The sequence below is a fragment of the Methanobrevibacter ruminantium M1 genome (assembly GCF_000024185.1).
In the GTDB taxonomy this organism is placed as follows: domain Archaea; phylum Methanobacteriota; class Methanobacteria; order Methanobacteriales; family Methanobacteriaceae; genus Methanobrevibacter; species Methanobrevibacter ruminantium.
The window spans coordinates 1,903,845-1,930,318 of record NC_013790.1 but is presented as its reverse complement, the minus strand read 5'-3'; the positions used below and the strand labels follow the sequence as shown (position 1 = coordinate 1,930,318).

Genomic DNA, 26,474 nt, shown 5'->3' with positions numbered 1-26,474 from the left:
TAAAAATCAAGGCATTTATTTATTGGAAAGTAAACTATTCAAGTTCATTATTTTCTAAGCTTAAATTTTCGGTGAAAAGATGGTTTATGATGTTAGTGCTCTTTTAAGTCATATTAATCGAATAAGGCGTGAGATAGGTCATGAAGAGGTTAATATAGAAATCAAAGAGGTTTTATATAATATTGAAACTAATGAGATGTGGATAATCACCAATGACCGTCCGGATAAGTCTGCAGTTATTGGAAAAGGAGGATGGGTTGTTGGAAGACTTAGAGAAGAGCTTCAAATAAATAGCATTCATGTGGAAAGCTATTCAGACTTTTTGACAAAGGAATATAGGATGGGACTGTCCTTAAATAAGCTAAAAAGCTTTGTCACAACAGAAGATTTAAGCGATGATGTTAAGCTTTCATTATACAATCTAATCGATTTATTAACTATCAAATCGGATAATTTGTATTCATTTGACTTTAAGTCCTATTTTGATGATTTGGAAAATGGCCCTTATTCGTATTTCGAAGCAGAGAAACCTGTTGCAATTGTAGCCTTATCTGGAGGGACAGATAGTAGCTTTTCATTGATACTTGCAAAAAAATTAGGATTTAATCCTATAGCTGTTACTGTAGATCCTGGAACTATCGTGCTTCCAAATCAATTCAAATATAATATTGACAAGTTAACAAGCAAGCTGGATGTAAAGCATGAATATATTCCAGTGGCTTATGATGATATAATTGAAGATTCACTTGCAGGGAGATTCCATCCTTGCGGAAGGTGTTCAAAAAGAATAGAGGAAACTTTATTTAAATATGCTGTAGATAATGATATTCCTATGGTTATATTTGGAGATATGCTGTCAACTGGCAGTCAATGCATAACTGAGCAGTTTTATGGTGAAAACTCTGAAGATTCAGTTTCTCAAGATTTAGAAGATTCAGTTTCTTCAGATTTAGAAGATTCATTCAATACTGAATTAGAAGATTCCATCAATCATAAACTTATTAGACTTAATCTACCGGCTGCACTAGCTGTTTCCAAATTGGAGAATAAAGCTCTAACAAGCCATTATGAATTAAATAAATTTAAGGGATTCGGATGCCCTTTATTGTATGAGGTTCATAAGAAGTTTCCACATATGAAGAAGTATTCCATTCAAAGAATCCTAAGGGAAACTCGTTCAAGTGCTTTAGAGCCTGGTGAAGCTTTAGATTTAATTTGGAGTTTTTATAAAACTGATTAGGATTAATTTAGAACTTTTATAAAAGTTAGAATAATTATTATTGAAAATTTAAAATAAAATTTGGTGATAATATGACAAAACATGTATGTCCTCGTTGTGGTTCAACTAATGTTGAGTGGATTATTCCACAAAACTGGTCTAAATGGGAATGCAGGGACTGTTCATACACAGGACCTATTATAGACGCAGATGATGATTTAATTGCTGAAATTAAAGCAGATTGGGAAGAAAATAAAGAAAAATACATAGAAGAAGAGTATGCTCGTGCTGAACAGATGGCCTCAGGTGAAGATGAACGTCTTGATGAAGAGATGGAAATTGCAGAAGAGGACGAGCTTTCAGACGAGGAATTGGATAAAAAACTGGAAGAATTGGATTTATGATTTTAAAGAGAATATTCTTTTTTGAATATTCCAAATATTGTCTTAAAAGAATTTGATTGGATTACGAGTTAAAGTCTTTTTAGATTTCCCTCATGTTTTACTATAAACGAACTATTTATAGATAATTTTTATATACTTTGTGATATATAATTACTATTAATACAATTTATCAAGATTATAGAAATTATATAATACTCAAAAAAGAGGTGAAATTATGCCTAGTTTTTTAAATATACGTGGAAATAATCATGACCCTAAAGACCCTCAATTAATTAGAGACGGTATTAAATTGGGAGTAAACTATAAAAGATTCTCTAAAGAGCCAGTATTAGGTAAAAATATCTTGCTTAGATCAAATACTGTTATCTATAATGATGTTATCATAGGGGATGACTTTAAAACTGGACATAATGTTGTTGTAAGGGACCATACCACCATTGGTGATGATGTGTTGATAGGTACAAACACTGTCATTGAAGGTGGATGTAAGATCGGAAGTAATGTAAGCATCCAATCCAATGTATACATTCCACGAAACAGTATAATTGAAGATAATGTATTTGTAGGTCCTTGTGCCTGTTTTACCAATGACAGATATCCTGTTAGAGTTGAATATGATTTGAAAGGCCCTCAGCTTAGAAAAGGATGTTCTGTTGGTGGAAATACAACATTCTTATCTAATATTGAAGTTGGAGAAGGAGCTATTGTAGCTGCAGGTGCAGTTGTAACACGTAGTGTGCCTCCTTATTATTTGGCTATAGGTACTCCTGCTAAGATTAAGCCGTTGCCAACTTCTTTAAGAGTTCCGAATATGATTTAATCCACCTTTTACTGGCCTTCGGCCAGCAAAAGCTGGACCAAAATTTTTTTCACGGCTTTGCTTGTGATGATCTTTTTTTATTCATTCTTTTTAACTTTTTATCATTTCTATTACTTTTTTAACTTTTTCTCATATGATTTTTAGATTTCTAATTCTTTATTAAATTAACTACTTATTATTTTTTCTTCTAATTTTTTATTTTATTTAATAAAAAGCCCCCTATTTTTCCTTATTCTTGACTAAATTAACCTAAAGATTATATATAATAAAAAATAAATAATTTATTATTATATTTATTTATAATTTTCAAAATATTGGCAAATTAGAATTTTTTAAAGGCCAATATTTTGATAAGTTTTTTTATAAAATTAATTTATTTCTTAAAAACATGGAGTTATTCGAATGATTGTAAAAGACTGGTGTTCATACTGTGGCTGCTGTGCAGGAGTATGTGCAAGAAACTGCATAGAAGTTAAAGAAACTGCTTTAGTCATCTCTGATGACTGTAATGATTGTGGAATTTGTGTAAAAGCTTGTCCTTTAGCGGCATTGGAATTAGAAGAATAGATAATAGGGGATGTATTATTATGATTAAAACTGATGTATTGGTTATTGGTGCTGGACCTGCTGGTTCTTCAGCTGCTAGATTTGCAGCTAAAGGCGGCGTAGATGTTATTCTTATGGATAAGAAATCCGAAATAGGCGCTCCTAAAAGATGTGCTGAAGGTGTATCCAAAAAGACTTTTGATAAGTTAGACCTTGAAATGGATCCTCATTGGGTTACCCAAGAAATTGCAGGGGTCAGATTAGTCGCTCCTGACGGAACTGATGTATGGCTTGATGAAGATGTTATTGACTTGCCTGAAGCAGGATATATCCTAGAGAGAAAAGTCTTTGATAAGCATATGGCTATGGAAGCAGGAAGAGAAGGAGCTCAAATTAAAATCAAAACCCAAGCTAAAGGCTTGAAAAGAGAAGAAGATGGAAGCTTCACTGTAACTTGCGAATCCATGGGTGAAACCTTTGACATTAATGCTAAAATAATTATCGGTGCAGACGGTCCTGAAAGCCATGTTGCAAGATGGGCTGGCTTGAAGGCATACACCAAACCTAAACACATGGAAGCTGGAGTTCAGTTTGAAATGTGTAACGCAAAAATGGAAAAGAGCAATGTTCTTGAATTCTACTTTGGAAGCGTAGCTCCTGGAGGATACTTCTGGCTTTTCCCTAAAGGAGATGACATTGTAAATGCAGGACTTGCTATCATTCCAGATATGGCTGGAGATAAATCCGCTTACGAATACTTAGTTGATGCTGTAAACAACTGTTATGCTACTAAAGACGCTCAGCCTGTTGAATTGAATGTAGGGGGAGACCCTGTAGGCGGGCTTGTTAAGGAAATGTACGGCGACAATATCATGCTTTGTGGAGATGCAGCAAGCCAAGTAAACCCATTGACTGGTGGAGGAATCACCAATGGTATGATGGGCGGAAGATTTGCTGGTGAAGTGGCTGCTGAAGCTATTAAAGCAGGGGACTGCTCTAAAGACTTCCTTAAAAAGTATGAAGATTTAGTTAAAGAAGAAATGGGTCATGAAATGCAAAAATACACTAAAGTCTGTGATTACTTATGGACTTTAGATGATGATGACTTAAACAGCATCGCTCATGCTTTCCAAGATATGGAATTTACTAAAATAAGTACAACTGAGCTTGTTAAGGCTGTTATTAAGGTTCAACCAAAAGCAGCTTTGAAGTTAGGTAAGTTGTTCTTATAATTCAACCTTTTACTGGCCTTCGGGTAAGCAAAAGCTTGACCAAAATTTTTATCTCAGTTGGGTCTATTCCCGACTCTTTTAATTAATTTTTTTTAATTTTAATCTTTTTTTTGATTTTTTGTTTATATTCTTTTTTTGTTGTGTTTTTTACTGTTTTTTTGTATTTTTTGTTTATATTCTTTTTTTGCTGTTTTTTTGTATTTTTTGTTTATATTCTTTTTGTGCTGTTTTTTTGTATTTTTTGTTTATATTCTTTTTTTTGTTGTGTTTTTTGTATTTTAATTTATCTTTATATATTTTTTATATTTGATAATTTTCTTTTTCTTAACTGCTTTTTAATTGATTTTTAATTAATTTTTATATAAAACAATCATTCATTCTATAAAAATATAAAATTTATCCATTTTTAATCTAAAAGATTAAATATAGTTATTTATAAATAAAGATATAGTAAAAATAATATTTTATCAATCAACTAACTTAGTGGTATTATGATTTTAATTACTGGTGGAGCAGGCTATATTGGCTCCCATATTAATAAATTATTAAATAAATCCGGTTATGAGACTATTGTTTTAGACAATTTGTCTAAAGGACACAAAAAAGCTGTTAAATGGGGCAGTCTTGTAAATGCAGATTTAAGTGACAGTGATAAATTAAGAGAGATCTTTCAAAATAATGATATAGAGGCAGTAATGCACTTTGCTGCTTTTTCATCTGTTGCAGAATCTGTAGAAGAGCCTGAAAAGTATTTTAAAAATAATTTTGAAAATACAGCTAATCTTTTAAGGATTATGAAGGAGTTTAGAGTAAGAAAATTCATATTCTCCTCAACTGCAGCTTTATATGGTATTCCAAAGGAGATTCCTATAAGCGAATCAGCTGAATTAAAGCCAATCAATCCCTATGGAGAGTCTAAATTAATGGTTGAAAACCTATTAAAGGACGAATCTGACTTTGGAGGATTGAAATATGTCTCGCTACGTTATTTCAATGCAGCAGGTGCAGATTTGGATTGTGAGATTGGCGAAGATCATAATCCAGAGTCTCATTTGATTCCTTTGGTCTTGGATGCAGCAATTGGAAGAAGAAACAGCATTTCCATTTTTGGTGATGACTATGACACTCCAGACGGAACATGCATAAGGGATTATATTCATGTTCAAGACTTGGCTGATGCTCATTTAAAGGCATTGCAATACTTAGAAGAGCCTTTTAATGACAGCAATATATTTAACCTTGGAAACGGCAATGGATTTTCTGTAAAGGAAGTCATTGACACTTGTAAAAAGGTTACAGGAATAGACTTTGAAGTGAAGGTGGAAGGGCGCAGACCTGGAGACCCAGATATCTTAATTGCAGATTCCAAAAAAGCAGAAGAAGTCTTAAAATGGAAACCAGAGTATCCAGATTTGGAAGACATTGTTGAATCTGCTTGGAATTGGCATAAGAAACTTCACGGATAATTAAATTCCTTTTTTATTAAATTATTTTTCTCTAATTTTTTAATTTTTATTAAGTACTTTGCTACTTAATTTCTATATCTTATTATTGCTTTGGAGAGTGTTTAAATGAATAATGATTTTGAATCTGATGAATTTAATTCTAATGACAATAACAATAATGATTTTGAATCTAAATTGGTAGATATTCGAATTGTTTTAACTGATTTAAATTATATTGAAGCGATTTCTAAAGCAGTAAGTAACTTTGATTTATCTAATTTTAATGTAAACATTTCATCTATCATTCCAAGCTCAGATATTGAAATTGCAAAAAACACTATCATTGGTGCTGATTTGGTTTTAATCGCCACAAGTTCTGATTTTGAAGGAAAAGAATTATACTCAAACTTTAAAAGGGCTTTAAAGACGGATTATAATTTTGTTGAATATTTGAAATTGCCTTCTTTAGATGAATTGGAGGATTACGATTATGATTATGACGAGGACAATACCTTTGAAGATGAGATAGCCAATTCCATAATTCGTGCAGGATTATACAGCATTTCTAACTTGTCATCAATCAATAAATCTAAAAAAGCTTATTATAATGTTAAAAAGGATTTTGATGATAGCCGTTTAAGATTTGAAAAGATTACAAAGGAAAATGATATATTATTGAATGAATCAAAGCAAATTAGAGAGAAAAACGAAAAGCTTCGTGAAGAGGTAAAAATACTTCAGAAAGATTTAGATAACATTAAATCAGATTATTCAGATTTAAAATCAAGATTTGAAAGCATTCACTCTAAAAACTCTTTGGAAGTCTTCTCTTTAATGGAATTATGGCAAGATCTCTTTAATGAAACTTTTACAGAGGAGATTTATAGGTTTATTCTAATTAGCACAGACAATTTCCGCCCTAAGAATCTTATGATTGGACAAGGTGCAATTTGTGCTGAATCAAAGGAAGATGCAATGGATTGGTTAAAGATTATTAAAACAGCTTTTATTCTCTCAGACACAAATAAGCAAGAGTTGAATTTTAATAATTTCAATAGCAATTTTAAATTTGAAGACTTGGATTCCAATATTTCAAGCAGTCAGAATTTGGATTCCAATATTTCTAACACCAGATATGATTTGGATTCTAATGATTCTAATCTTTTTTCTAGTTTAGATTCTAATATTTTTAATGCGCATAATTCAGATTCTTCAGATGAATTTATTTATAATGAAAGATTTGAAGGAAATAATAATTCCCAAGAGGAATTTAGACAATTAGATTTTGATGATGCTTTCGATTTAAATGACAATGAAGGTCAAGAATCATTTAATCAAAATGATTTAGATAATTCCTATAATTCTAAAGATGACCCTTCAGATGAGATAAATGTTTTCAATCTAAAGTCTCTTAAAGGATTTAGAGAGGAATCTGATGAAGATGAATCCGATGAAAATGGGGATTACTCTTATGATGAGGATGATGATTTAGATGAGGCTGATGACTTGTTTAATCCATTCTCAAATATTTGGGATTAATAGCCTTATTCTTTTATCTTAAACTTTTTATTCTTAGTTTTTATTTTATTTATTAAACTTTAAAATTCTTTTTTTTATATTTTACTCTATAATTTATTCTTTTTTTTCTATTTTTAAGTCTTAACTATCTTTTTTTTAGAATCATTCTATTTTTATGGCTTTTATTTCTTATGTTTTTTCATATTTTCTTATTAACAAATTATGAATTTTATTAAAAATTTTCATAAAATGATTTATTATAAATATTAGAAAAATTATAAATATTCATAATAAAAATTTACTTAAAGTTTTTATAAAAATTATTGTCTTAATAGGGTAATGGAGATTATATATTGAAAGATAAATGTGGTATAGTTGGGATTCACTCCAAAGACTCCTCTAAGGATGTTTCTCACTTAATTTATTATGGTTTATATGCTTTACAGCATAGGGGACAAGAATCTGCAGGAATAGCTACTTATAATATTAATTATGGCTTGAATTTCCATTGTGGAATGGGATTGGTAACTGATGTTTTTAATAACTCCCTAATCAATAGCCTAAGCGGAAATGTAGGTATTGGTCATGTTAGATATTCCACTACAGGCCAATCAAAAATAGAGAATTCACAGCCATTTTTCACAGAATTGGATGATGGATTTATCGCTATGGCTCACAATGGAGACATTGTAAACTCAGGTTCTTTAAGAGACGAATTAACTAAAAAAGGATACCAATTCAAGTCAGGCACTGATTCTGAGGTTGTCTGTTATTTAATTAAAGAGGCATATGAAAAAGATAAGGATATTCTCAATGTTATTGATGCTGTTTCCCAAAAGCTAATTGGTTCTTATTCCTTAGTTATTTTAATCAATGATGAATTATATGTTTTAAGAGATCCTATGGCAATGAAACCTTTGATTTTAGGCCAAACCAATGATCATTTTGTTGTAGCATCTGAATCTGTTGCATTTGATGTCATAGATGCTGAAATCATCCGTGACATGGCGCCTGGGGAATTGCTATACTTTAAGAATAATGAGATTAATTCCTATATCTTGCCATCTGCAAAAGGTTCCAGAAGAGCCCATTGTATGTTTGAATATGTTTACTTCGCTCGTCCAGACAGTGTCATAGATGATAGAAGCGTTTATAATACAAGGCTTAGAATCGGTGAAGCATTGTTTAAGGAAAACCCTATTGATGCAGATTTAGTTTTACCTGTTCCTGACTCCTCTATTCCTGCTGCTATCGGCTATTCAAGAGCTTCAGGGATTCCATATGGTGAGGGATTAATTAAAAACAGATATGTTGGAAGAACATTCATTATGCCTACTCAAGAAGAGCGTGAAATTGCTGTTAGGCTCAAATTGAATCCTTTAAAACATGAATTGGTTGGAAAACGTGTTGTTGTAATAGATGACAGTATTGTAAGAGGAACAACTTCCGAATCTTTAGTTAGAATCCTTAAGGCTGCTGGAGCTAAGGAAGTTCATATGCTAATCGGTTGCCCTCCGGTAATCGCTCCATGTTACTATGGGGTTGCTTTGGCAACTAAAGATGAATTGATTGCAGCTAATTTGGAAATTGAAGAAATCAGAAAGCAGTTAGGTGCTGATACATTAGGTTATATAAGCATTGAATCTCTTATCGAAGCCATTGGCATAGATGGGGACAGCTTATGTTTAGGTTGTATTACTGAAGACTATCCTACTGAAATACCTGAGGATTTAGAGGCTGAATCCTATTATGATTACTATCAAGACCTAAAGGATGCTGTTGAAGAAGATGAATAGTTCATCTTCATATGTAATTTTTAAGGAAGATGAGATTTCTTCCACTTTTTTTATTTTTTTAGTTTTATTAGTTTTTTTTTAGTTTTTTTAAATCATTTTTAAGTTTTTTTAGTATTTCATTGTTTAAATCATTTTAAAGTTTTTTAGTATTTTAGTATTTAAGTCATTTTTAAGTTTTTTAGTATTTTAGTATTTAAGTCATTTTTAAGTTTTTTAATATTTTTAGTAATTTTCGAGATGTTCTTATGGTAGAGTTATTGGCTCCAGCAGGAAATTTTATTTCATTAAGCAGTGCATTAAAGAATGGTGCTGATGCAGTTTATATTGGTCTTGAAGACCTTAATATGAGAGTTAATGCAAGCAATTTCTCTTTAGAGGATATTAAAAAGGCCAGTGAAATGACAAAGGAATATGGGGCTAAATTATACGTATGCACAAATACAATAATGAAAGATAAGGACATTGAAATGCTAAAAGATCAATTGCCATATATTAAGGAATATGGAGCTGACGGTATCATATTGTCAGATATTTCACTGATTGAATTGGCTTCTCAAAATGGCCTTGAAGCCCACGTTAGCGTTCAGGAAAATACCACTAATTTTTATGCCCTTAAGACCCTTGAAAGATTAGGTGCAAAAAGAGCCATCCTATCTCGAGAATTATCCTTAGATGAAATAAAGGAAATCACTAGAAAACTAAAGGAGTCAGATTCCACTATTGAAACTGAGGTTTTTATTCATGGTGCAATGTGCATGGCGATTTCAGGGCGCTGCTTTTTAAGCTATGGCCTTTATGGCAGAAGCGCCAATTGCGGAGATTGTCTCCAGCCTTGCAGAAAGGAATGGAAATTAAGCTTTGAGGAAAATGAAGATGATGATGTAATCAATTTCTCAGACTGTGATGACGAATCCTTCATAATATCCCAATCATATGACGATTCCTATAGGACAAATTTCTTCTCTCCAAAGGATATGGCATTGATTGAACATATTCCGGAGCTTATTGAAGCGGGAATCGATTCATTTAAGATAGAAGGGAGAGCAAGATCTCCTGATTATGTTGCCGCTGCAGTTTCCGTTTATAGGCAGGCCATTGATTTGTATTATGATGACCCAGATAATTGGCAATTTAATCCTGAATGGATGGAAGAGCTTATGAAAGTCTTCAATAGAGGCTATGACACAGGATTTTATTTTGACACTCCTTATGAGATCAGCGAAAACAATCAATCCAAGTTCATTAAAAGGGATATTGGAAAGGTTGTTAATTATTATAATAAGATTAGGGTTGCAGAGCTTAAGATATGGGATGATCTGGCTCTTGGTGAAGAGATAATGATTCAGGGACCTACTACAGGTTCAATCACACATGTGATAGAGTCTATGCAAATTGATGGAAAAAGTATAGAAAAGGCAGAAAAAGGTTCCAATGTGGCCATTGCCATTGATGAAAAATTAAGGGAAAGCGATTTTGTTTATAAGTTAGTTCCTCGCGAGGAGTAAAATATTTTTATAATTTTGTTTCATATATTTGGACATTTTATATATAGTTTAATATGGTAAATTCAGCAATGAAATTTTCTTTATTTAAATTAAAAATACGACTCATAATTATATAAGTTTAACTAAAAACTATTATTTTAATTAATCATTTTGGTGTAATAATGAAAAGACAGAAAAAAATAGCTATCTATGGAAAAGGTGGTATAGGTAAAAGTACTACAGTAGCTAATATTGCAGCAGCTTACAGTGAAGACAATAAGAAAGTCATGGTTATTGGCTGCGATCCCAAGTCAGATACAACAAGAACATTATGCGGTAAGAGAATACCTACCATAGTTCATACCTTAAAGGACAATAAGAAGCCAGAGCTTGACGATTTGGTTTTCGAAGGATTTAATAAAATCAAATGTGTTGAAAGCGGAGGGCCAGAGCCGGGGGTAGGCTGTGCAGGTCGTGGTGTCATTGTTGCTATGAAACGTTTGGAGAACTTAAATGCCTTTGAAGAGGAATTTGATGTAATCTTATATGATGTTCTTGGAGATGTGGTCTGCGGAGGATTTTCAGTTCCTCTAAGGGAGGATTATGCTGATGAGGTCTTTATAGTATCCTCTGGAGAGTATATGTCATTATATGCTGCAAATAATATATCAAGAGGAATTAAAAAACTAAAAGGAAATCTTGGAGGCATTATCTGTAACTGCAAAGGTATAGACAATGAGGAAGAGATTGTTAATTCTTTTGCAAAGGAGATTGGCACTCAAGTGATTGGAGTGATTGGCAGAAGCAATCTCATTCAAAGGAGCGAGTTGGATGCAAAGACTGTAGTTGAGTATGCTCCTGAATCAATAGAGTCTGATGCTTATAGAAAGCTTGCAAAGGACATTTTTGATAATGATAATTATTCAACTCCACAGCCGATGGAAGATGAAGACTTCGAGAATTTCTTTAAATCATTTATTGATTAACTTTCTCTCTAAGGTTTTTTAATTATTTATATTCCTTTTATCTTTCTTTTAATTATTTTAATTCTTTTTATCTTTCTTTTAATTATTTTAATTCTTTTTATCTTTCTTTTAATTATTTTAATTCTTTTTATCTTTCTTTTAATTATTTTAATTCTTTTTATCTTTCTTTTAATTATTTTTATTCCTTTTATCTTTTTTTACTCATTTTTGTTCTTTTTTATTCTTTTTTATTAACTTTGATTCATTTTAACAATTTTTTCTCTTTTAGATAATTTCATTGTTTCTTTTTCTATATCGTTCGATAAAATAATTTTATATATCGTGAAAAATAAATTATTTAATACTTAAGAATATTTATGGAAGGTATTACTTTATGAAAATAATATTTAAACGTTGTTTAGTTTTAATTTCTTTAATTTTTATTTTAATTTTAACTTTAGGACTTGTATCAGCTTCAAATAATATTAATCAAATTAATGATATGAATTGTAGTGTATATGAAGATTATAGTGAAAATATTATCACAGCAGATCTAAATTCAAATTCTAATGAGCTTAATTCAGATTTTGCTTATGGTGATTCAGATTCTGAAGAAATCTTAGATGAACCCTCTCAAAAGCTTAAAACAGGTTCTGATAATTCTGATTTTAAAGACATACAAAATTTAATCGATAATGCTAAGGAAAATGATGTAATTGAGCTTAGCGGAACCTATACAGGTGATTCTCTAATTGTAGTAAACAAATCATTAACATTAAAGTCTTCTTCAAGTGCAACACTTGATGGAGAATTTCTAAATGAATTAATGGCTATAAATGCTCCAAATGTTATATTGGACAACATCAACTTTATAAATGCAAATTACACTGGTCTTAGTGTAAATAACAATTATGTAACCATTCAAAATTGTAATTTTGACGGCTGTATCAATGGAGAGTTAGGATGTGCCTTAATAATCCATGGGAATAATGTAAATGTATTAAACTCTAATTTTACAAATAATGTTGCAAATAAGTCCAGCTGTCATCATACGGATGGGGCAGCAATTTATCTTATTGGAAACGATTGCCAAATCGATAATTGCAGTTTTATAAATAATTGGGGTTATAATTTTGAAACATCCTCATCAGGAGGAGCCATTTGGATAAAGGGAAATAATATTGTAATTAACAATTCATATTTCTTTAATAATTCAGCTACCGCTGAAGTTGGATGGACATTCCATGGAGAGGAGATAACCTATTTGGCAGATGGATATGGCGGAGCAGCCTTTTTAGTTGGAAAAAATGTAAAAATAATCAATTCCCTTTTTGATAGTAGCCTTTCCCATGCACAAGGGGGAGCATTGTATTATAAGTCTGCATATGATTGTTCAATAATCAATTCAACCTTTTTAAATTCATTTTCTGTTGGAGAGGGAGGCGTAATCTATTTAGGTCAGAATATTGATGGGCTAATGATAGATTCTTGTAATTTTATAAACAACACTGCAGACGGATTGGATGGAGTTTTAGTCAAATACACCGATTTAGGCAGTGTTTTATATGCTTCAAAGTTCGCTGAAAATGTAGTGATCACTAATTCAAGTCTTTTAAACAATAAAGGAACCTCTGCAGTCTACTTTTTAGGAAATAACTTAAATATTTCAAATTCAATCATAGAAAATAATAATCTATCAACTGCAGTAATTTATATGAATGGAAGTATGAATGACAATTTCTGGTCTAAGAACTTTGATTCTGCAGATGAGTTTAAGAATGATTGCTTCATTATTCGAGATAATGAGTCTCAAGTTCCTGATACTTGGTTTAACTTAGTTTGTGATGGCTTGGATAGTTTAAAGGCGAAGGGTGTATATGATTATAATATGTCCTTTGTCTTAAAGGATGCTTCTTTAGATAATCATGCCTCAAAAATTTCATTAACAAATAATCTTCCTAATTATCATATTAACTTAAAAAACAGTGCAAAGAATAAGATTAATCCAAATGAACTTGTGATTGTTGACAATCAGGCAGACTTCACTTATGATTATATTGAGTCTGCTAAGGATTCCATTGATGTTTATGATGATTATAATAACTTGATCTTATCAAAGAAGGTTTTATCTGGAATAACTTATATTAATGATAGTGGAAATGATACAAAAGACCTTCAGGATGCAATTGATAGTGCCAGTTCTGGTTCTTTAATCTCATTATCCAATAAGACTTATGTTCTTGATACAATATTAATAAATAAGGATATTCACATATCTGGAGAAGAAAATACAACTGTCATGCTTTCAAATAGTTCAGATTATATATTTAAAATCTCTAATTGTTCTGCTGCAAACTATTCTGATTATGGCATAGCCATTTCAAACATTAATTTTATTTTAGATAATGGAGATATTGTTGCCTTAGCTGAAGCTGTAAATGGGTCTGGCTCATTATCTATTGATGTTGCTTCAATAAAGATAACAGACAACTCATTTACATCTCGTGAAGGTGTAGTGAGGGAATCAATTACTATTCTTGAGCTTGATAGCCAAAGGGCTGTCTTAGCACCTACAAGAAATATTTCTATTTCTAATAATTCCTTGGAAATTGGAATGAATCCATTTGATTTTAATGTAAAGTCTGTCATAAATGGCTCTGATGTTAGAGTGGATGTAGGGGGCAATTTAGCCAGCAAAAAAGCCAGTCAGATCATTTGTAAAGATATGGTCACTAAAGCCATTGCAAGCAATGTAGATTCCCGCTCTGGAGAATACTTTAATGTAAGCTTAAAGGATAGCCAAGGCAAACCATTGCAAAATAAGTTTGTTCAGATAGGTTTTAATGGTGCTGTTTATAATAGAACCACTAATGAAAGCGGAGAACTTAGATTACAGATAAATCTTGCTTATAAAGGAGTTTATACATTTGCCATATCCTATTTGGGTGATGATGAGTGCAACGGTTCATTTGAAGTTGCTAAGATAACTGTAAATCCTCAAAGTCCTATTTTAATGGCCAATAATGCAAAATATAAGGTATCATCTACTAAAACCCTTTCTGCTAGTTTTAAATCAATGAAAGGAAGTCCTATTTCTGGCAAGACAATCAAATTCACTGTAGATGGCAAGACTTATAGTGGAAAGACTAATTCTAATGGTATTGCTAGTGTGAAAGTTAGTTTAAATAAGAAGGGAACTTATAAATTCACTGCCAAGTTTGCAGGAGATAATACTTTTGCAGCGGTGACTAAGTCTGCTAAGGTGGTTATTAGTTAAGATAGGTTCTAATTCTTAATTAAACTTTATAAACTCTTTTATTATATTTTATTTTTTTATAATAAACTTTTTTTATTTTCATTTTCAAATTTAAATTTTATTTTTTCTTCTTTTTGATTTTTTTGAGAAGTTTATTTTTCTAATCCTTTTTATTATCTATGGTTCTAAAATATTTTAAATCATAATATTCAATACCTAATGATTCATAAGCGTCCTTAACCCTTCTTAAAGCATCTCTTTTTCTATTGAAGAATATTAAATGGGAATTGCAATTGCAATCAGAACAGCCAAATCCTTCAATTTCCAATCCGTCTTCAGCTATTTCGTTTGCTAGATCACATTCGATTCTTTTTTCAGAGTCTGTAAAAAGTATCTCTCGAATTTCGCTATATTCGCTTGTTAGGAGATAATCTATATGCCAATGCATCTTTTTATCATCAGATAAGTGTCTATTTAGGCGTGAGATAAGTGAATTCATTGCAGAGCCGATGTAGACATAATATCCTTTCTTGAATTTATAAGCTTCTGGATATAGATTGCCTATTTTGATTTTATCCGATTTTTTCATAGATATTATTAAACAATATGTTCCTTTCATATTTAACAACTTCTATGGCGTTTTTTCTAAAATGATTTGATTTAAACGTTTATTTTAAAATAATTTTGTCTGAACTGTATCTTCATGAATTAAAAAACTTTCCTGATTGATTTCTTTAATTTCATCCTCTTCTCTTATATTTCCAATCAATATAGGAGAATCTGGGTCGTGTCTTTTAAAGTTTCGCTTAACCAATTGCTTGTTTGAATTTGCATAGCAATAGAGACAACCATGATTGCAAGTGTTGTATTCTCCAATATCATTGTTTAAAAGACAGTCACATGGTCTGTTTCTTGATTTTTTAACTCTTACATCGAGCTTATTATGTATCGCTCTTTCTATAACTTCTTTAGTCATGCATCCTGAAGAATCTATTCCAAATTTATCTAATTCCTTTCCTTCAACGCATGTCTTTAAGATAAGATTGTTTTCTCTTGCTATATTTGAAAACTCTTTGCCTATAATTAGTCTTTCTTCTTTAGAAACTTCTCTTGCTTGTGGGAAGTTTCTTTTGGTCTTTTCATATAGGTCAATGAAGCTGATTATTATTTCGCTTGTATGGTCTGATAGGGAGCTTGCAATTTTTTCAAATGCCTCAATATGATAATCTAAAGTGTATTTATCGTTTATTAAAATAGGGTCATATCTTAAGGATACGCTTTCTTTTCCAGTTTGACTAGAAAGTTCCTTAAAACTTTTTATGACTTTGTTTACTGATGGAACATTAGGTTCTATTTCCTTTTTGTAGGGAGTTATTGTAACAAACCAGAATTGATTAAATTCAGATATCTTGTCTAGATTTGATAGCATAGGCTTTGGATTTTTAGTGCAGAATATTATACAGTCAACCAGTTCAGGATTAAGCTTGTAATGAAATACTTGGCTTTTGTAGTATGGGTTTCTGACGTAGACATATTCCTCTTCAATTCTATTATAGAACCATTTGCTAAAAAATCCAGGGATGTCTGTTCTTAAACCAGTATTTATTATCATATTGTCACTTTTAACTATTTTTTTAAGATTTATGGCAGAATTCTCCTTTTAGTATTCTTTTTAGGATTTAGAGTAGAATTCTCTTTTTACTATTCTTTTTAAGATTTAGAGCAGATATTCTCTTTTTAATCTATTTATTTTATTTCAATATTCAGATATATTTTTAAAAATCTTTTTATAAAATAATTTCTATACTCTTAATTATGAATTTTAAAATTAAGGCAAAGGGACATAAGAACGTTTTATCCCTACATAAATCCACTTTTGAAATAACCAAAGACAAGGATCTCTCCTTATCTGGGGATTGCATTATTGGTTTGGACATTGATAAGTGCATGTTGGACTTTCCTAAGGAATTTAAGGAAAAATTAGCAAATGATGAGACTATAGTGACTGTGAAATTAAAAAGCCCAAATGCTTATGATGAGATAGTGGGATATGGCCATCATGACTTGACTTTAGACCATCCGACAGATATTGTATGCAGAAAAAGTGATTTTATATGCTCAAGAACTTTAATGATTAAATCTGATAAGGCAGCTATTGATTTAAATAGAGATTTAATCGAGGATTTGGCTAATGGTGAATCATTAGATGTGGAAATCATTTTAAGCTAATATTTTTTATTTTTTTGTTTTTAGTAAAGTTTAAATAAGATAATAAACATATTATGTATTACTGTATTATTTAGACCATCTATTTTTATCTTATGCAGGGGTGGTCGAGCGGTCAAAGGCGCTAGGTTGAGGGCCTAGTGGGTTAGTCCCTTCGCGGGTTCGATTCCCGTCCCCTGCACTTTTACTATACTTCTATTTTTAAATTACTTATTTTACTTGCTTATTAATTTTATCTATTTTTTATGGCTTTTTTTAAATCTTTTAATTTTTCATTATCTTTATATATTTTTATTAATATATCTATTATTATAATAAAATTAATTTAAAATTTTATTTCTTAAGCTAATTTAAGAGATATGATTTAATTTCTTGAAGAAACTTGTCTTTCAAGGGATTAACTAATTAAAATTCAATTTAAGTCTATTGAGGTGTATAAATGAAAGCAGTCATTCCTGCAGCAGGGCTTGGAACAAGATTCCTTCCTGCTACTAAAGCTCAACCAAAAGAGATGTTGCCGGTTTATGACAAGCCGACCATTCAATATGTAATAGAAGAGTCTGTAAATTCCGGTGTAGATGATATTCTAATCGTAACTGGTAAGGGTAAAAGATCAATTGAAGACCATTTTGACAGGTCCTTCGAATTGGAACACCATTTGAAAACCAAAGGAAAAGAAGATTTCCTAAAGGAAATTGAATATATTTCAGATTTGGCAGATATTCATTTTATAAGACAGAAAAAGCAAAAAGGTCTTGGAGATGCTATATATTGTGCTAAAAAGCATGTCGGCAATGATCCTTTTGTTGTCATGTTAGGGGATACCATTACAAAGGATACAGTTCCGTGCACAAAGCAATTGATTGACATCTATGAAAAGTATGAAAAATCTGTTATCGCCCTTGAAGAGGTTCCGGATGAAAAGGTTGAAAGATATGGTATAATAGGCGGTGAAGAGATAGAGGATTCAATCTATAAGATTGATAAGTTAGTGGAAAAGCCACCTCTTAGAGTAGCACCAAGTAATTTGGCTATTATGGGAAGATATGTCCTTACACCTGACATTTTTGATTGCATTGAAAATGTGGAGCCTGGATACGGTGGAGAAATCCAATTGACTGATGCCTTAAGCAAGCTTGATGAGATTTATGGCCAGGTATTTAAGGGAGAGTCATATGATATTGGAAACCGTATTGATTGGCTAAAGACTTCCTTAAGGTTTGCATTGGAAGATGACAGTGCAAGAGATGATATATTGGAATTCATTAAAGAAGAGATTATTTAATCAATTTTAATTCATTCATTCATTTATTTTATTTGATTATTTAAAATTATTTTTATTTTGCTTTATTTAATCAATTAATTCATTCATTTGATTTATAAGTTGTTTGTCGTGTGATTATGACTAATAAAAGTCCTGAAGAAGAGATAGAAGAATTAAAGGCTCAGCTTTCTAAATATAGAAAGGAAAACCGTATTCTTAAAGAGAGATGTGCCTCCTATGAAGATAGGATTGAACATTTTGCTATAGAGCGAAAAGAGCTGTCTAGAGCCATCACCCAATTCGAATCATTGGAATTGGAGCTTCGACAATATGATTTGGAGGAGCTGATTCAAAACACCCGCAAGTTAAATCATAGAATCGATATTCTTCGAAGATATCTTCAAACAGAGCGAGAGGACAATGAGAAATTAAATGAATTGATTAATAAGCTAACAAAGGAATTGGATGATGCAAATTATGAAATATCTCGATTGACTACTGAATTTCATAAGCTTAGGGTTCGCAAAAATCAAAGAACCTATTTTTTAGAAAATCGTTTGGATATTGCATATACCAAATTGGCTCAATTGAAATACACCTTAAATGAATTTGAGGAACTTGGATTCTGGGATAGGCTTAGAGGCAAAAAACCTGAAAGTTATGATGATATTGACATTTGATAATTTTAAATAACTTTCAATGAATAAAATTTAAAATGTTTTTTAATTTATTATTTAATTCATTATAATAATTTATTTTTAAAAATCAGACTTATATTTAACTGAATTTAACTATGGAGATTAATTATGGAAACTCAAAGGATTATGGTAACTGGCGGAAGTGGATTTATAGGAACAAACCTTGTAAATGAACTTAGATCTAGAGGACATGAAGTATTGTCTGTTGACCTTTTGCATCATGAGGATGAGGCTGATTTGTATTCAGACTCTTACAGTGATTATGTAAGGGGAGACATTCGTAACTATCGTCAAATGGAACGCATCTTCGATGACAATGACAAATTTGACTATGTTTACAATTTGGCAGCAGAATACGGCAGATGGAACGGTGAAGGATATTATGAAAACCTTTGGGAAACCAATGTAATCGGTTTGAAGAATATGATCCGTCTTCAAGAGAAATTAGGATTTAGAATGATTTCATTCTCCTCTGCTGAAGTTTATGGTGACTATGAAGGAATAATGAGTGAAGATGTAATGGAAAACAGGCCAATAAAGGACACTTATCAAATGAATGACTATGCAATCTCCAAATGGGCTGGAGAGCTTATGTGCATGAACTCTGCAACCATGTTTGGAACTGAAACTGTAAGGGTTCGTCCTGTTAACTGTTATGGTCCTCATGAAGCTTACTCTCCTTATAAAGGATTCATTCCAATCTTTATTTATAAGGCACTTCATGGATTGCCTTATTCAGTTCATAAGGGACATAAAAGAATTATTGATTATGTGGAAGACACTGCAAATACCTTTGCAAATATTGTAGATAATTTCATTCCAGGTGAAGTCTATAATGTTGGAAGCAAACAGGAATGGGAAATGACCATTGAAGAGTATTCTGACCTTGTGCTTGAAGCTGTAGGTATAGATGATTCCTTAGTGACCTACACTCCTGCTGAAGACTTTACTACAAAAGTTAAGACCATTGACTTTTCTAAGGCTATTCGTGATTTAAAACACGATCCTAAAGTCTCTCCTAAGGAAGGAATTAAAAGAACAGTCGAATGGATGAAATGGTATTACAGAATTGAAGATTAGATTTAAAAATTAATTTAATCTTTAATTTTTCTTTTTTTTTAAGATTATTTCAATTATTGTATTTTAACTATTTTTAAGTGATAAAATGGCAAGCATAGTGGCTATTATACCTGCATACAATGAAGAGGAAGCTTTGGCTGATGTGATAGCAAAGACTTCAAAGTATGTGGATAGAGTTATTATTGTTAATGATGGCAGTGCTGATAGGACTGCAGATGTGGCTATTGAAGCCGGTGCAGAGCTAATCAATCATCCGACTAATTTAGGAAAAGGAGAGGCATTAAAATCAGGTTTTGAGGCTATTACTGATGATTCAATCATTGTCACAATCGATGGGGACGGCCAGCATAATCCTGATGAGATTCCAATTATTCTTAAGCCTATCATTGAAGATGGAGTTGACCTTGTAAATGGCAGCAGATATTTGTATGGTCATGAGGAGAACACTCCTGCCTATAGGAGAGTTGGACAAAGGGTTTTAGACATTGCCACTAATATCTCTGCAGGAATCAAGGTTACAGACTCTCAAAGTGGTTTTAGAGCATTCTCTCCAAAGGCTAGGAATTGCTTTAGGTTTAAAGACACTGGTTTTGGTATAGAGAGTGAAATGCTAGTGGATGCAGCAGAAGCCGGTTTAAAAATAGTTGAAGTCCCTATAACTGTTCGATATGATGTTGATGGCTCTACTAAAGATCCGGTAACCCATGGTGTTGGTGTATTGCTTAAAATAATGAAAGATAAAGCCGTTAGGACTTTTAAAAAATAGTTATTCTCCTTAAAGGAGTTTTTTAGGGAGTTTTTATTCTTCCTTAATTTCTTATTTTAAAAAATAGTTAATAAATAATTTTAAAAATTATTTATCTTATAAATTCTTCTTTTTTTTTTATTCAGAAGATTATTTCTTTTTTTTATTCAGAACATTATTTCTTTTTTATTTAATCAATTCAAGATAAACAATGTCTTTTTTTTTTAAAACCGTTTAGGCTTTAATTTTTTAGTCTTATCATCGCTTACCTTTTTAGCTTCTTCCAAATACTTATCACAAATGTCATTGACTTCTCCAATTTCTCTGATTTTACCGTTTTCAAGCCAGATGGCCTTTTCACAGATATTTCTTATCTCACTGATTGTATGTGAAACAAGCAAAACGGTAATATTGGATTCAATCAATGAATTAAGTTTTTCTCTACTTTTTCGTTTGAAATTAACGTCTCCCACTCCCAATACCTCATCAAGAATTAGAATGTCCGGTTCCACTATGGTGGCTATTGAAAATCCTAATTTTGAAAGCATTCCAGAGGAGTAGTTTTTAACTGGAAGGTTGATGAATTGTCCAAGCTCTGAAAATTCAAGGATTTCATCGTATTTTGAGTTTAAGAACTCTTCATTGTATCCTAAAATCGCTCCATTCAGGAAAATGTTTTCTCTTCCTGTATAATTCTTATCAAATCCTGCCCCTAAGGATAATAAAGGCGCTATTTTTCCATTGACTATAACCTCTCCGTCATCTGGAGTGTAGACACCTGATATGATCTTAAGCAATGTGCTTTTTCCAGCTCCATTAAAGCCGATTAAGCCGACCTTTTCCCCTTTATATATCTTAAAGGACACATCATCTGTAGCCTTGAATATTGTTTTCTTTTCTTTTGTTCTTTTGATGGTACGGATTACATATTCCTTTAAGTTGTCTATCTTATCGGATCCGATTGTAAAACTTAAATTGACATTCTTTAGCTCTATGGCTATGTTGTCCTCATCCACACTTTCCAAATCTTTTTGTTTTTGTTGGAAATCCAATAGATTTTTCTTTTTCTCTTCAATTTTCTTTTGTTCCAACTTTTCTTCTCTTTGAACTTGAAGGGGATGTTTTGTTTTAACGTTTTTCTCATCATCTGAAGGCTTTGTCCTAAAGGTCATTACATTGTTTGATTCGTATTTTTCACTGCCCTCATAGCAGATTTCAATATAGACCTTATGCTTTATGTTTAATGTAAGGTGAACTAAGCCTTCTTCATTTGTTATACGAGAATATTGGGTAAGAAAACTTTTGTCTATGGAATATAATTTGTATACGACTTCCTCTCCTACAATAGGCTCTCCATCTTTTGTAGTGAGGTGTGCTTGGAGAGATACAGTATTATGAATAGATGGTATTAATTGGGTTTTGATCTTATTGCTATTTTCATTCTTATTATCCATATTATCCCTCCTTTTTTATTATTGATAAATTTTATTTCTTTTTTGGTTTAATGATAATTATTTTTCTTCTAATTAAGTAATTATGATTTTTTTTAATCAAGTATTAATAATTATTTTTCTTCTAATTAAGTAATTATGATTCTTTTCTTTAACTAAATATTAAAAATTCTTTATTTTTAATTTATAACTCTAATGTAATTCTGTTTTGGTATTTCTTAAATATGATTACTCCAATTATAAAGATTACTATTGAAGTTAAAAAGGTTATCAGCATCAACTTTGTTGATGGGAATCTTCCATACATGACAAACTCTCTGAATTGAGCTATAATACCATAAATCGGATTTAATTCCATATACTGTCTGATAGGTTGTGGAACAATGTCTATTGGATAAAATATCGCACAAGCATATACTAATAAGCTGGTAAATATCTTATATAAATATTCAATGTCTGTAAATTTGGTACAGAGTATGGAAAGTGTCAGTCCAACTCCTAAAATCAGTATGAATAGGATGGCTATTGGAATGACTGAAAAAATAGCATATAAATGGAAAGGCGCCCTAGTTACAATCATAATCACAATAAGCACTATCATACTCATTAAAAAGTTAATGAATTCAGAAAAGATTCCTCCCAATGCAAATACATATCTTGGAACAAATATCTTATTTAAAATACCGCTGTTCTTTTTAAGTGAGGTCATAGCTATTTTAGTTCCGCTATTGAAAAAATCAATAACGCAACGGCCTGTTAAGAAGTAAACAGGGAAATTTTCAATGTTTCTTGCAAAGACTGATGAAAAAATCGCTGTCAATAGGGCCATTGTGATTAAAGGATTGAAAAAACTCCAAAGTATGCCTAAAACAGAATCCTTATATTTGCTTGTAAAATTTTTCCTAATGATCTGCTTTAGCAAAAAGTTTTCACTTGTGCCTTTTTTTAGAATTTCTAACGACATGTTCTTACCTAATAAAAAGTATTATAAAATTTAAGTAAAATAAACTAATTTGTAGATATAATATACTATATTAAGTTGATAATTATATATAAATTGTTATCATGATTGACAACAATTTTGATAAGTTTTTTTAAATCTTAATTTATCTTGTTTTAAATTGATAAATATTTTGATAAGTTTTATATATGACGAAGTGCTTATTGTAGTAAGTTTATTAAAAATATTAGTTTGATTTTAATTTCTTTAAATTTCTTTAAATTAATTAAATTAAACTATTGAACAATTTTACTTAAATATTTACTATTTGGGGGTTTTTAATTGAGTATAAATAAAGAAAAAATGGATTATTCCATTAAAAGTGGCATATTTGGCCTTGTTGTAGCAGATGCATTAGGAGTTCCTTATGAATTTAAAGACAAGCATTACTGTGATATGAATCCTATGACTGATATGATTGGTCATGGAACCTATAATCAGGAAGCTGGAACATGGTCTGATGACAGCTCTATCGCTTTAGCTACATTAGATGGATTAACTGACTATGAATTTGGCGAAGATGATGTTGAAGGCATGAGGATTAAGAATTTTGCCGAAATCATTGATTATGATTCAATTGCCCATAAATTCGCAGATTGGCTAATTAATAAGAAATACACTCCTCATGGAGATGTATTTGATGTTGGAAACACAACAAGCCATGCAATCTATTCCTTTTATGCAGGTAAGGTCGATGCATTGCATGCAAGTGGCGCAGGTAAAAAGGATGCTGGAAACGGATCTTTAATGAGAATATTGCCTGTCTCATTCCTTATTTACTTCTTATCATTGAAATATGACTTTGATGAGGAAGGTGAAATGGAAGCAATCCATAATCTGTCTTCAATTACTCATAGGACTTTAAGATGTCAGATGGCTTGTGGAATCTATATAAAAATCGCTATTGAACTCTTAAAGAATTATTTTGACTCTGAAGATGATTCAAACTTGTTGGAATTAGTTAATAATGGTATAAATTCAGCAAAAGAATATTATGAAACTAAAGAGGAGTTTGCTCATGAATTAAGTATTTATGAGGACGTATTCTCCCTTGAGATTCAAGATTTTGATAGGGATGATATAAAAGGTTCCGGATATGTTGTAGAAGCTCTTAAGGCAGCATTATGGTGTCTTTTAAATAATGATGATTATAAGGACACAGCTTTGGCAGCTGTTAATTTAGGTCATGATACTGATACAACTGCAGCTATTGCTGGTGGATTGGCTGGAATTTATTATGGATATGACAATATCCCATCTAATTGGTTAGATAAGATAGCAAAATCTGATTATATTGGAGAATTGTGCAATAATCTTTCTGATTATCTTTTTGAGATTTTGGAGGATTAATTTTCCTCTAAATCTTTTTATTATCTTTTTCTTATCTTTTTCTTATCTTTTTTTTAATTTTTCTCATGTTTATAGAAATAATTTTAATATCAATTTTCATCTAAAAAATCAAATTATATTAATAATAACAAACAATATTATTATAAATAATAATTGATTCAAAAATTTTTCAAAAATTTTTAATAGGTGACACAATGAAATTTGAAGATTTAATGGCAAAATGTCCAAAATGCGGTTCTCAAGATAAAACTGCTGTTAGAAGATTTATTGACAATCATCATGCTCATGCTGAATTAAAAGAGTTTAAATGTGATAACTGCGGTTTTGTTTATGAAACTGGAAAAGATTATGAGGATAATGAAGACGAAACAATTAAAAAAGGCTTAATCAAAGAATTAAATAAAACAATGTAATTTAAAGTTTATTTAAATTTTTAGTTTCTTTGAGTTTTTAGTTTATTTGAATTTTAAAATTATTTAAATTTTTAGTTTCTTTGAGTTTTTAGTTTTTTTGAATTTTTAGTTTATTTGAATTTAAATTTATTAAAATTACTTAAATAGAGTTTTAATTGTTTTAGAAGTTTTTATTATTAAATCAAATTAAAATTATCATCTAAAAAGCAAATTGGTGTTTAAAATGACTTTTCATGTAATGATTATACCTACTTTAGGTTGCCCTTCCAACTGTTCATATTGTTGGGGCTCTGAGGACAATGCAGAATTAATGGATATCGATGTAATTAAGCAAATTGTTGAATGGCTAGCTGATTTTAGGGATGAGCCGGTTCACTTCACCTTCCATGGAGGAGAACCTTTACTTGCAGGCTATGATTTTTATAAGGAAGCTCTTCCTCTTTTAAATGATGCAGAGACCCATGAAACTGAAGGTTTTTCATTGCAAAGTAATTTATGGCTTTTAGATGAGGAAATGGTTGAATTATTCTCTAAATATAATATAGCAATAAGCACAAGCATTGACGGCCCTAAGGAGATCAATGACTATCAAAGGGGCGAAGGCTACTATGACAAGACAATGAAATCAGTTAAGTTAGCTACAGACCATAACATTCAAATTAATTTTGTATGTACCTTCACATCCTACTCTAAAGATTTTTCAGATGAGATATATGATTTCTTTAAGGCAAATGGATTGAATTTAAAAATCCATGCTGCACTTCCATCCCTTCGTGGAAATAATGCAGATCCATGGGCTCTTCCTCAGGATGAGCATGGAAAATTGCTTATTGATTGGCTGGATAAATATCTCTATGACTTGGATAAGTTTGTAATTATGGATTTGGACCATATCGCTAAAAGCAGCTTAAGAAGGGTTGGAACCCTATGTACATTTAATGATTGCATGGGAACTACATTGGCTGTTGGCCATGATGGTTCAATCTATCCTTGCTATCGTTTTGTCGGAATGGATGAGTATATAATGGGCAATGTTTATGACAAGCCATCTATGGAGACTTTAGAGCAATCTGAAGCTTGGGAAAAGCTTATGGAATTTAAGAATTTCGTAGATGAGGACTGTGCAGACTGTAAATTCATTAAATTCTGCAGAGGAGGATGTCCGTATAATGGAATAGTGGCTACACAATCTCCAAGGGCGGTGGACCCTCAATGTGAAGCTTATAAGATGATCTTTGGTGAAGTCTCAAGAAGAGCAAATGAAGACTTTAAGAAAAATGCAATGGCGGCATTTGGTGGTGCCCCAAGGGTTAGAAAAGAAGGAGATCCTTTTTCAATAATGGATTTGATGACTAAAATGTAATTGGATTCATTTAAAAGACTTTATTCTTTATTTTATTTTTATAAACTAATTTTTATTTATTTTTATTTATTGAGTTATTTAAGTTATTTTTTTTTTATTTTTTAACTAATTTTTATTTATTTTTATTTATTGAGTTATTTAAGTTATTTTTTTTTTATTTTTTAACTAATTTTTATTTATTTTTATTTATTGAGTTATT

Annotated in this window: 23 protein-coding genes and 1 tRNA gene; 20 read left to right on the top strand and 4 right to left on the bottom strand. The window is 31.1% G+C overall.

The window, feature by feature from the left end; all coding sequences use genetic code 11:
- Positions 1-79 precede the first annotated feature (79 nt).
- The 11 genes from MRU_RS07375 to MRU_RS07325 all read left to right on the top strand — a co-directional run bounded on the left by MRU_RS07375 (position 80) and on the right by MRU_RS07325 (position 14,706).
- On the top strand, positions 80-1,240 hold the full coding sequence (locus tag MRU_RS07375) for an ATPase (RefSeq protein WP_012956274.1): 1,161 nt from the start codon (positions 80-82) through the stop codon (positions 1,238-1,240).
- A gap of 71 nt (positions 1,241-1,311) precedes the next feature.
- A complete protein-coding gene (locus MRU_RS07370; protein WP_012956273.1) occupies positions 1,312-1,623 on the top strand; it encodes a hypothetical protein in 312 nt (103 codons plus the stop codon).
- A gap of 214 nt (positions 1,624-1,837) precedes the next feature.
- Positions 1,838-2,443, top strand: a complete 606-nt coding sequence (locus MRU_RS07365; protein ID WP_012956272.1) for an acyltransferase — start codon at positions 1,838-1,840, stop codon at positions 2,441-2,443.
- 402 nt (positions 2,444-2,845) lie between these two features.
- Complete coding sequence (locus MRU_RS07360; RefSeq protein WP_012956271.1) at positions 2,846-3,010, top strand: 4Fe-4S binding protein; 165 nt, start codon at positions 2,846-2,848, stop codon at positions 3,008-3,010.
- A 20-nt stretch (positions 3,011-3,030) separates the two neighbouring features.
- On the top strand, positions 3,031-4,221 hold the full coding sequence (locus MRU_RS07355; RefSeq protein ID WP_012956270.1) for an NAD(P)/FAD-dependent oxidoreductase: 1,191 nt from the start codon (positions 3,031-3,033) through the stop codon (positions 4,219-4,221).
- A 491-nt stretch (positions 4,222-4,712) separates the two neighbouring features.
- Entirely contained in the window at positions 4,713-5,687 is a 975-nt protein-coding gene (gene galE / locus MRU_RS07350; protein WP_012956269.1) for a UDP-glucose 4-epimerase GalE, read from the top strand.
- A 105-nt stretch (positions 5,688-5,792) separates the two neighbouring features.
- Positions 5,793-7,205 carry a hypothetical protein gene (locus MRU_RS07345; RefSeq protein WP_012956268.1) on the top strand — a complete coding sequence of 471 codons (1,413 nt, stop codon included), beginning with the start codon at positions 5,793-5,795 and terminating at the stop codon, positions 7,203-7,205.
- 332 nt (positions 7,206-7,537) lie between these two features.
- Entirely contained in the window at positions 7,538-8,980 is a 1,443-nt protein-coding gene (purF, locus tag MRU_RS07340) for an amidophosphoribosyltransferase (protein WP_012956267.1), read from the top strand.
- A 245-nt stretch (positions 8,981-9,225) separates the two neighbouring features.
- Positions 9,226-10,485, top strand: coding sequence for a U32 family peptidase (locus MRU_RS07335; protein ID WP_012956266.1), 1,260 nt, complete (start codon positions 9,226-9,228; stop codon positions 10,483-10,485).
- Positions 10,486-10,646: 161 nt separating this feature from the next.
- Entirely contained in the window at positions 10,647-11,450 is an 804-nt protein-coding gene (gene cfbC / locus MRU_RS07330; protein WP_012956265.1) for a Ni-sirohydrochlorin a,c-diamide reductive cyclase ATP-dependent reductase subunit, read from the top strand.
- Positions 11,451-11,931: 481 nt separating this feature from the next.
- Complete coding sequence (locus MRU_RS07325; protein ID WP_227717033.1) at positions 11,932-14,706, top strand: Ig-like domain-containing protein; 2,775 nt, start codon at positions 11,932-11,934, stop codon at positions 14,704-14,706.
- Between the two features lie 139 nt (positions 14,707-14,845).
- Here the strand turns inward: MRU_RS07325 and MRU_RS07320 are convergent, their stop codons facing one another.
- Together MRU_RS07320 and MRU_RS07315 are read right to left on the bottom strand one after the other, a co-directional pair.
- The gene (locus MRU_RS07320; RefSeq protein WP_012956263.1) at positions 14,846-15,304 is read right to left on the bottom strand and encodes a GIY-YIG nuclease family protein; all 459 of its coding nucleotides are present in this window, start codon (positions 15,302-15,304) and stop codon (positions 14,846-14,848) included.
- A 54-nt stretch (positions 15,305-15,358) separates the two neighbouring features.
- Positions 15,359-16,297 (bottom strand): DUF1848 domain-containing protein, encoded by a 939-nt coding sequence (locus MRU_RS07315; RefSeq protein ID WP_012956262.1) that lies wholly within the window; start codon positions 16,295-16,297, stop codon positions 15,359-15,361.
- 203 nt (positions 16,298-16,500) lie between these two features.
- Here MRU_RS07315 and MRU_RS07310 point away from each other — a divergent pair, with 203 nt between their 5' ends.
- From MRU_RS07310 to MRU_RS07285, 6 genes are all read left to right on the top strand, one after another.
- Complete coding sequence (locus MRU_RS07310; RefSeq protein WP_012956261.1) at positions 16,501-16,914, top strand: DUF371 domain-containing protein; 414 nt, start codon at positions 16,501-16,503, stop codon at positions 16,912-16,914.
- Between the two features lie 94 nt (positions 16,915-17,008).
- Positions 17,009-17,092 (top strand) — tRNA-Leu (locus MRU_RS07305).
- Positions 17,093-17,350: 258 nt separating this feature from the next.
- Positions 17,351-18,196 (top strand): UTP--glucose-1-phosphate uridylyltransferase GalU, encoded by an 846-nt coding sequence (galU, locus tag MRU_RS07300; protein WP_012956260.1) that lies wholly within the window; start codon positions 17,351-17,353, stop codon positions 18,194-18,196.
- A gap of 116 nt (positions 18,197-18,312) precedes the next feature.
- Complete coding sequence (locus MRU_RS07295; RefSeq protein ID WP_012956259.1) at positions 18,313-18,855, top strand: hypothetical protein; 543 nt, start codon at positions 18,313-18,315, stop codon at positions 18,853-18,855.
- A gap of 126 nt (positions 18,856-18,981) precedes the next feature.
- The gene (locus MRU_RS07290; RefSeq protein WP_012956258.1) at positions 18,982-19,953 is read left to right on the top strand and encodes an NAD-dependent epimerase/dehydratase family protein; all 972 of its coding nucleotides are present in this window, start codon (positions 18,982-18,984) and stop codon (positions 19,951-19,953) included.
- 85 nt (positions 19,954-20,038) lie between these two features.
- Positions 20,039-20,719, top strand: coding sequence for a glycosyltransferase family 2 protein (locus tag MRU_RS07285; RefSeq protein ID WP_012956257.1), 681 nt, complete (start codon positions 20,039-20,041; stop codon positions 20,717-20,719).
- A gap of 203 nt (positions 20,720-20,922) precedes the next feature.
- On the opposite strand, the gene MRU_RS07280 is transcribed toward MRU_RS07285, so the two are convergent.
- Together MRU_RS07280 and MRU_RS07275 are read right to left on the bottom strand one after the other, a co-directional pair.
- Positions 20,923-22,152 (bottom strand): ABC transporter ATP-binding protein, encoded by a 1,230-nt coding sequence (locus MRU_RS07280; protein WP_012956256.1) that lies wholly within the window; start codon positions 22,150-22,152, stop codon positions 20,923-20,925.
- A 181-nt stretch (positions 22,153-22,333) separates the two neighbouring features.
- Positions 22,334-23,113: an ABC transporter permease gene (locus tag MRU_RS07275; protein WP_012956255.1), complete on the bottom strand. Its 780-nt coding sequence runs from the start codon at positions 23,111-23,113 to the stop codon at positions 22,334-22,336.
- A gap of 318 nt (positions 23,114-23,431) precedes the next feature.
- Here MRU_RS07275 and MRU_RS07270 point away from each other — a divergent pair, with 318 nt between their 5' ends.
- The 3 genes from MRU_RS07270 (at position 23,432) to MRU_RS07260 (ending at position 26,275) form a co-directional block, all read left to right on the top strand.
- Positions 23,432-24,499, top strand: a complete 1,068-nt coding sequence (locus MRU_RS07270) for an ADP-ribosylglycohydrolase family protein (protein WP_048812468.1) — start codon at positions 23,432-23,434, stop codon at positions 24,497-24,499.
- 194 nt (positions 24,500-24,693) lie between these two features.
- Complete coding sequence (locus MRU_RS07265; protein ID WP_012956253.1) at positions 24,694-24,912, top strand: TIGR04165 family Cys-rich peptide; 219 nt, start codon at positions 24,694-24,696, stop codon at positions 24,910-24,912.
- Between the two features lie 223 nt (positions 24,913-25,135).
- Positions 25,136-26,275 (top strand): TIGR04083 family peptide-modifying radical SAM enzyme, encoded by a 1,140-nt coding sequence (locus MRU_RS07260; RefSeq protein WP_048812467.1) that lies wholly within the window; start codon positions 25,136-25,138, stop codon positions 26,273-26,275.
- Positions 26,276-26,474: the final 199 nt, after the last annotated feature.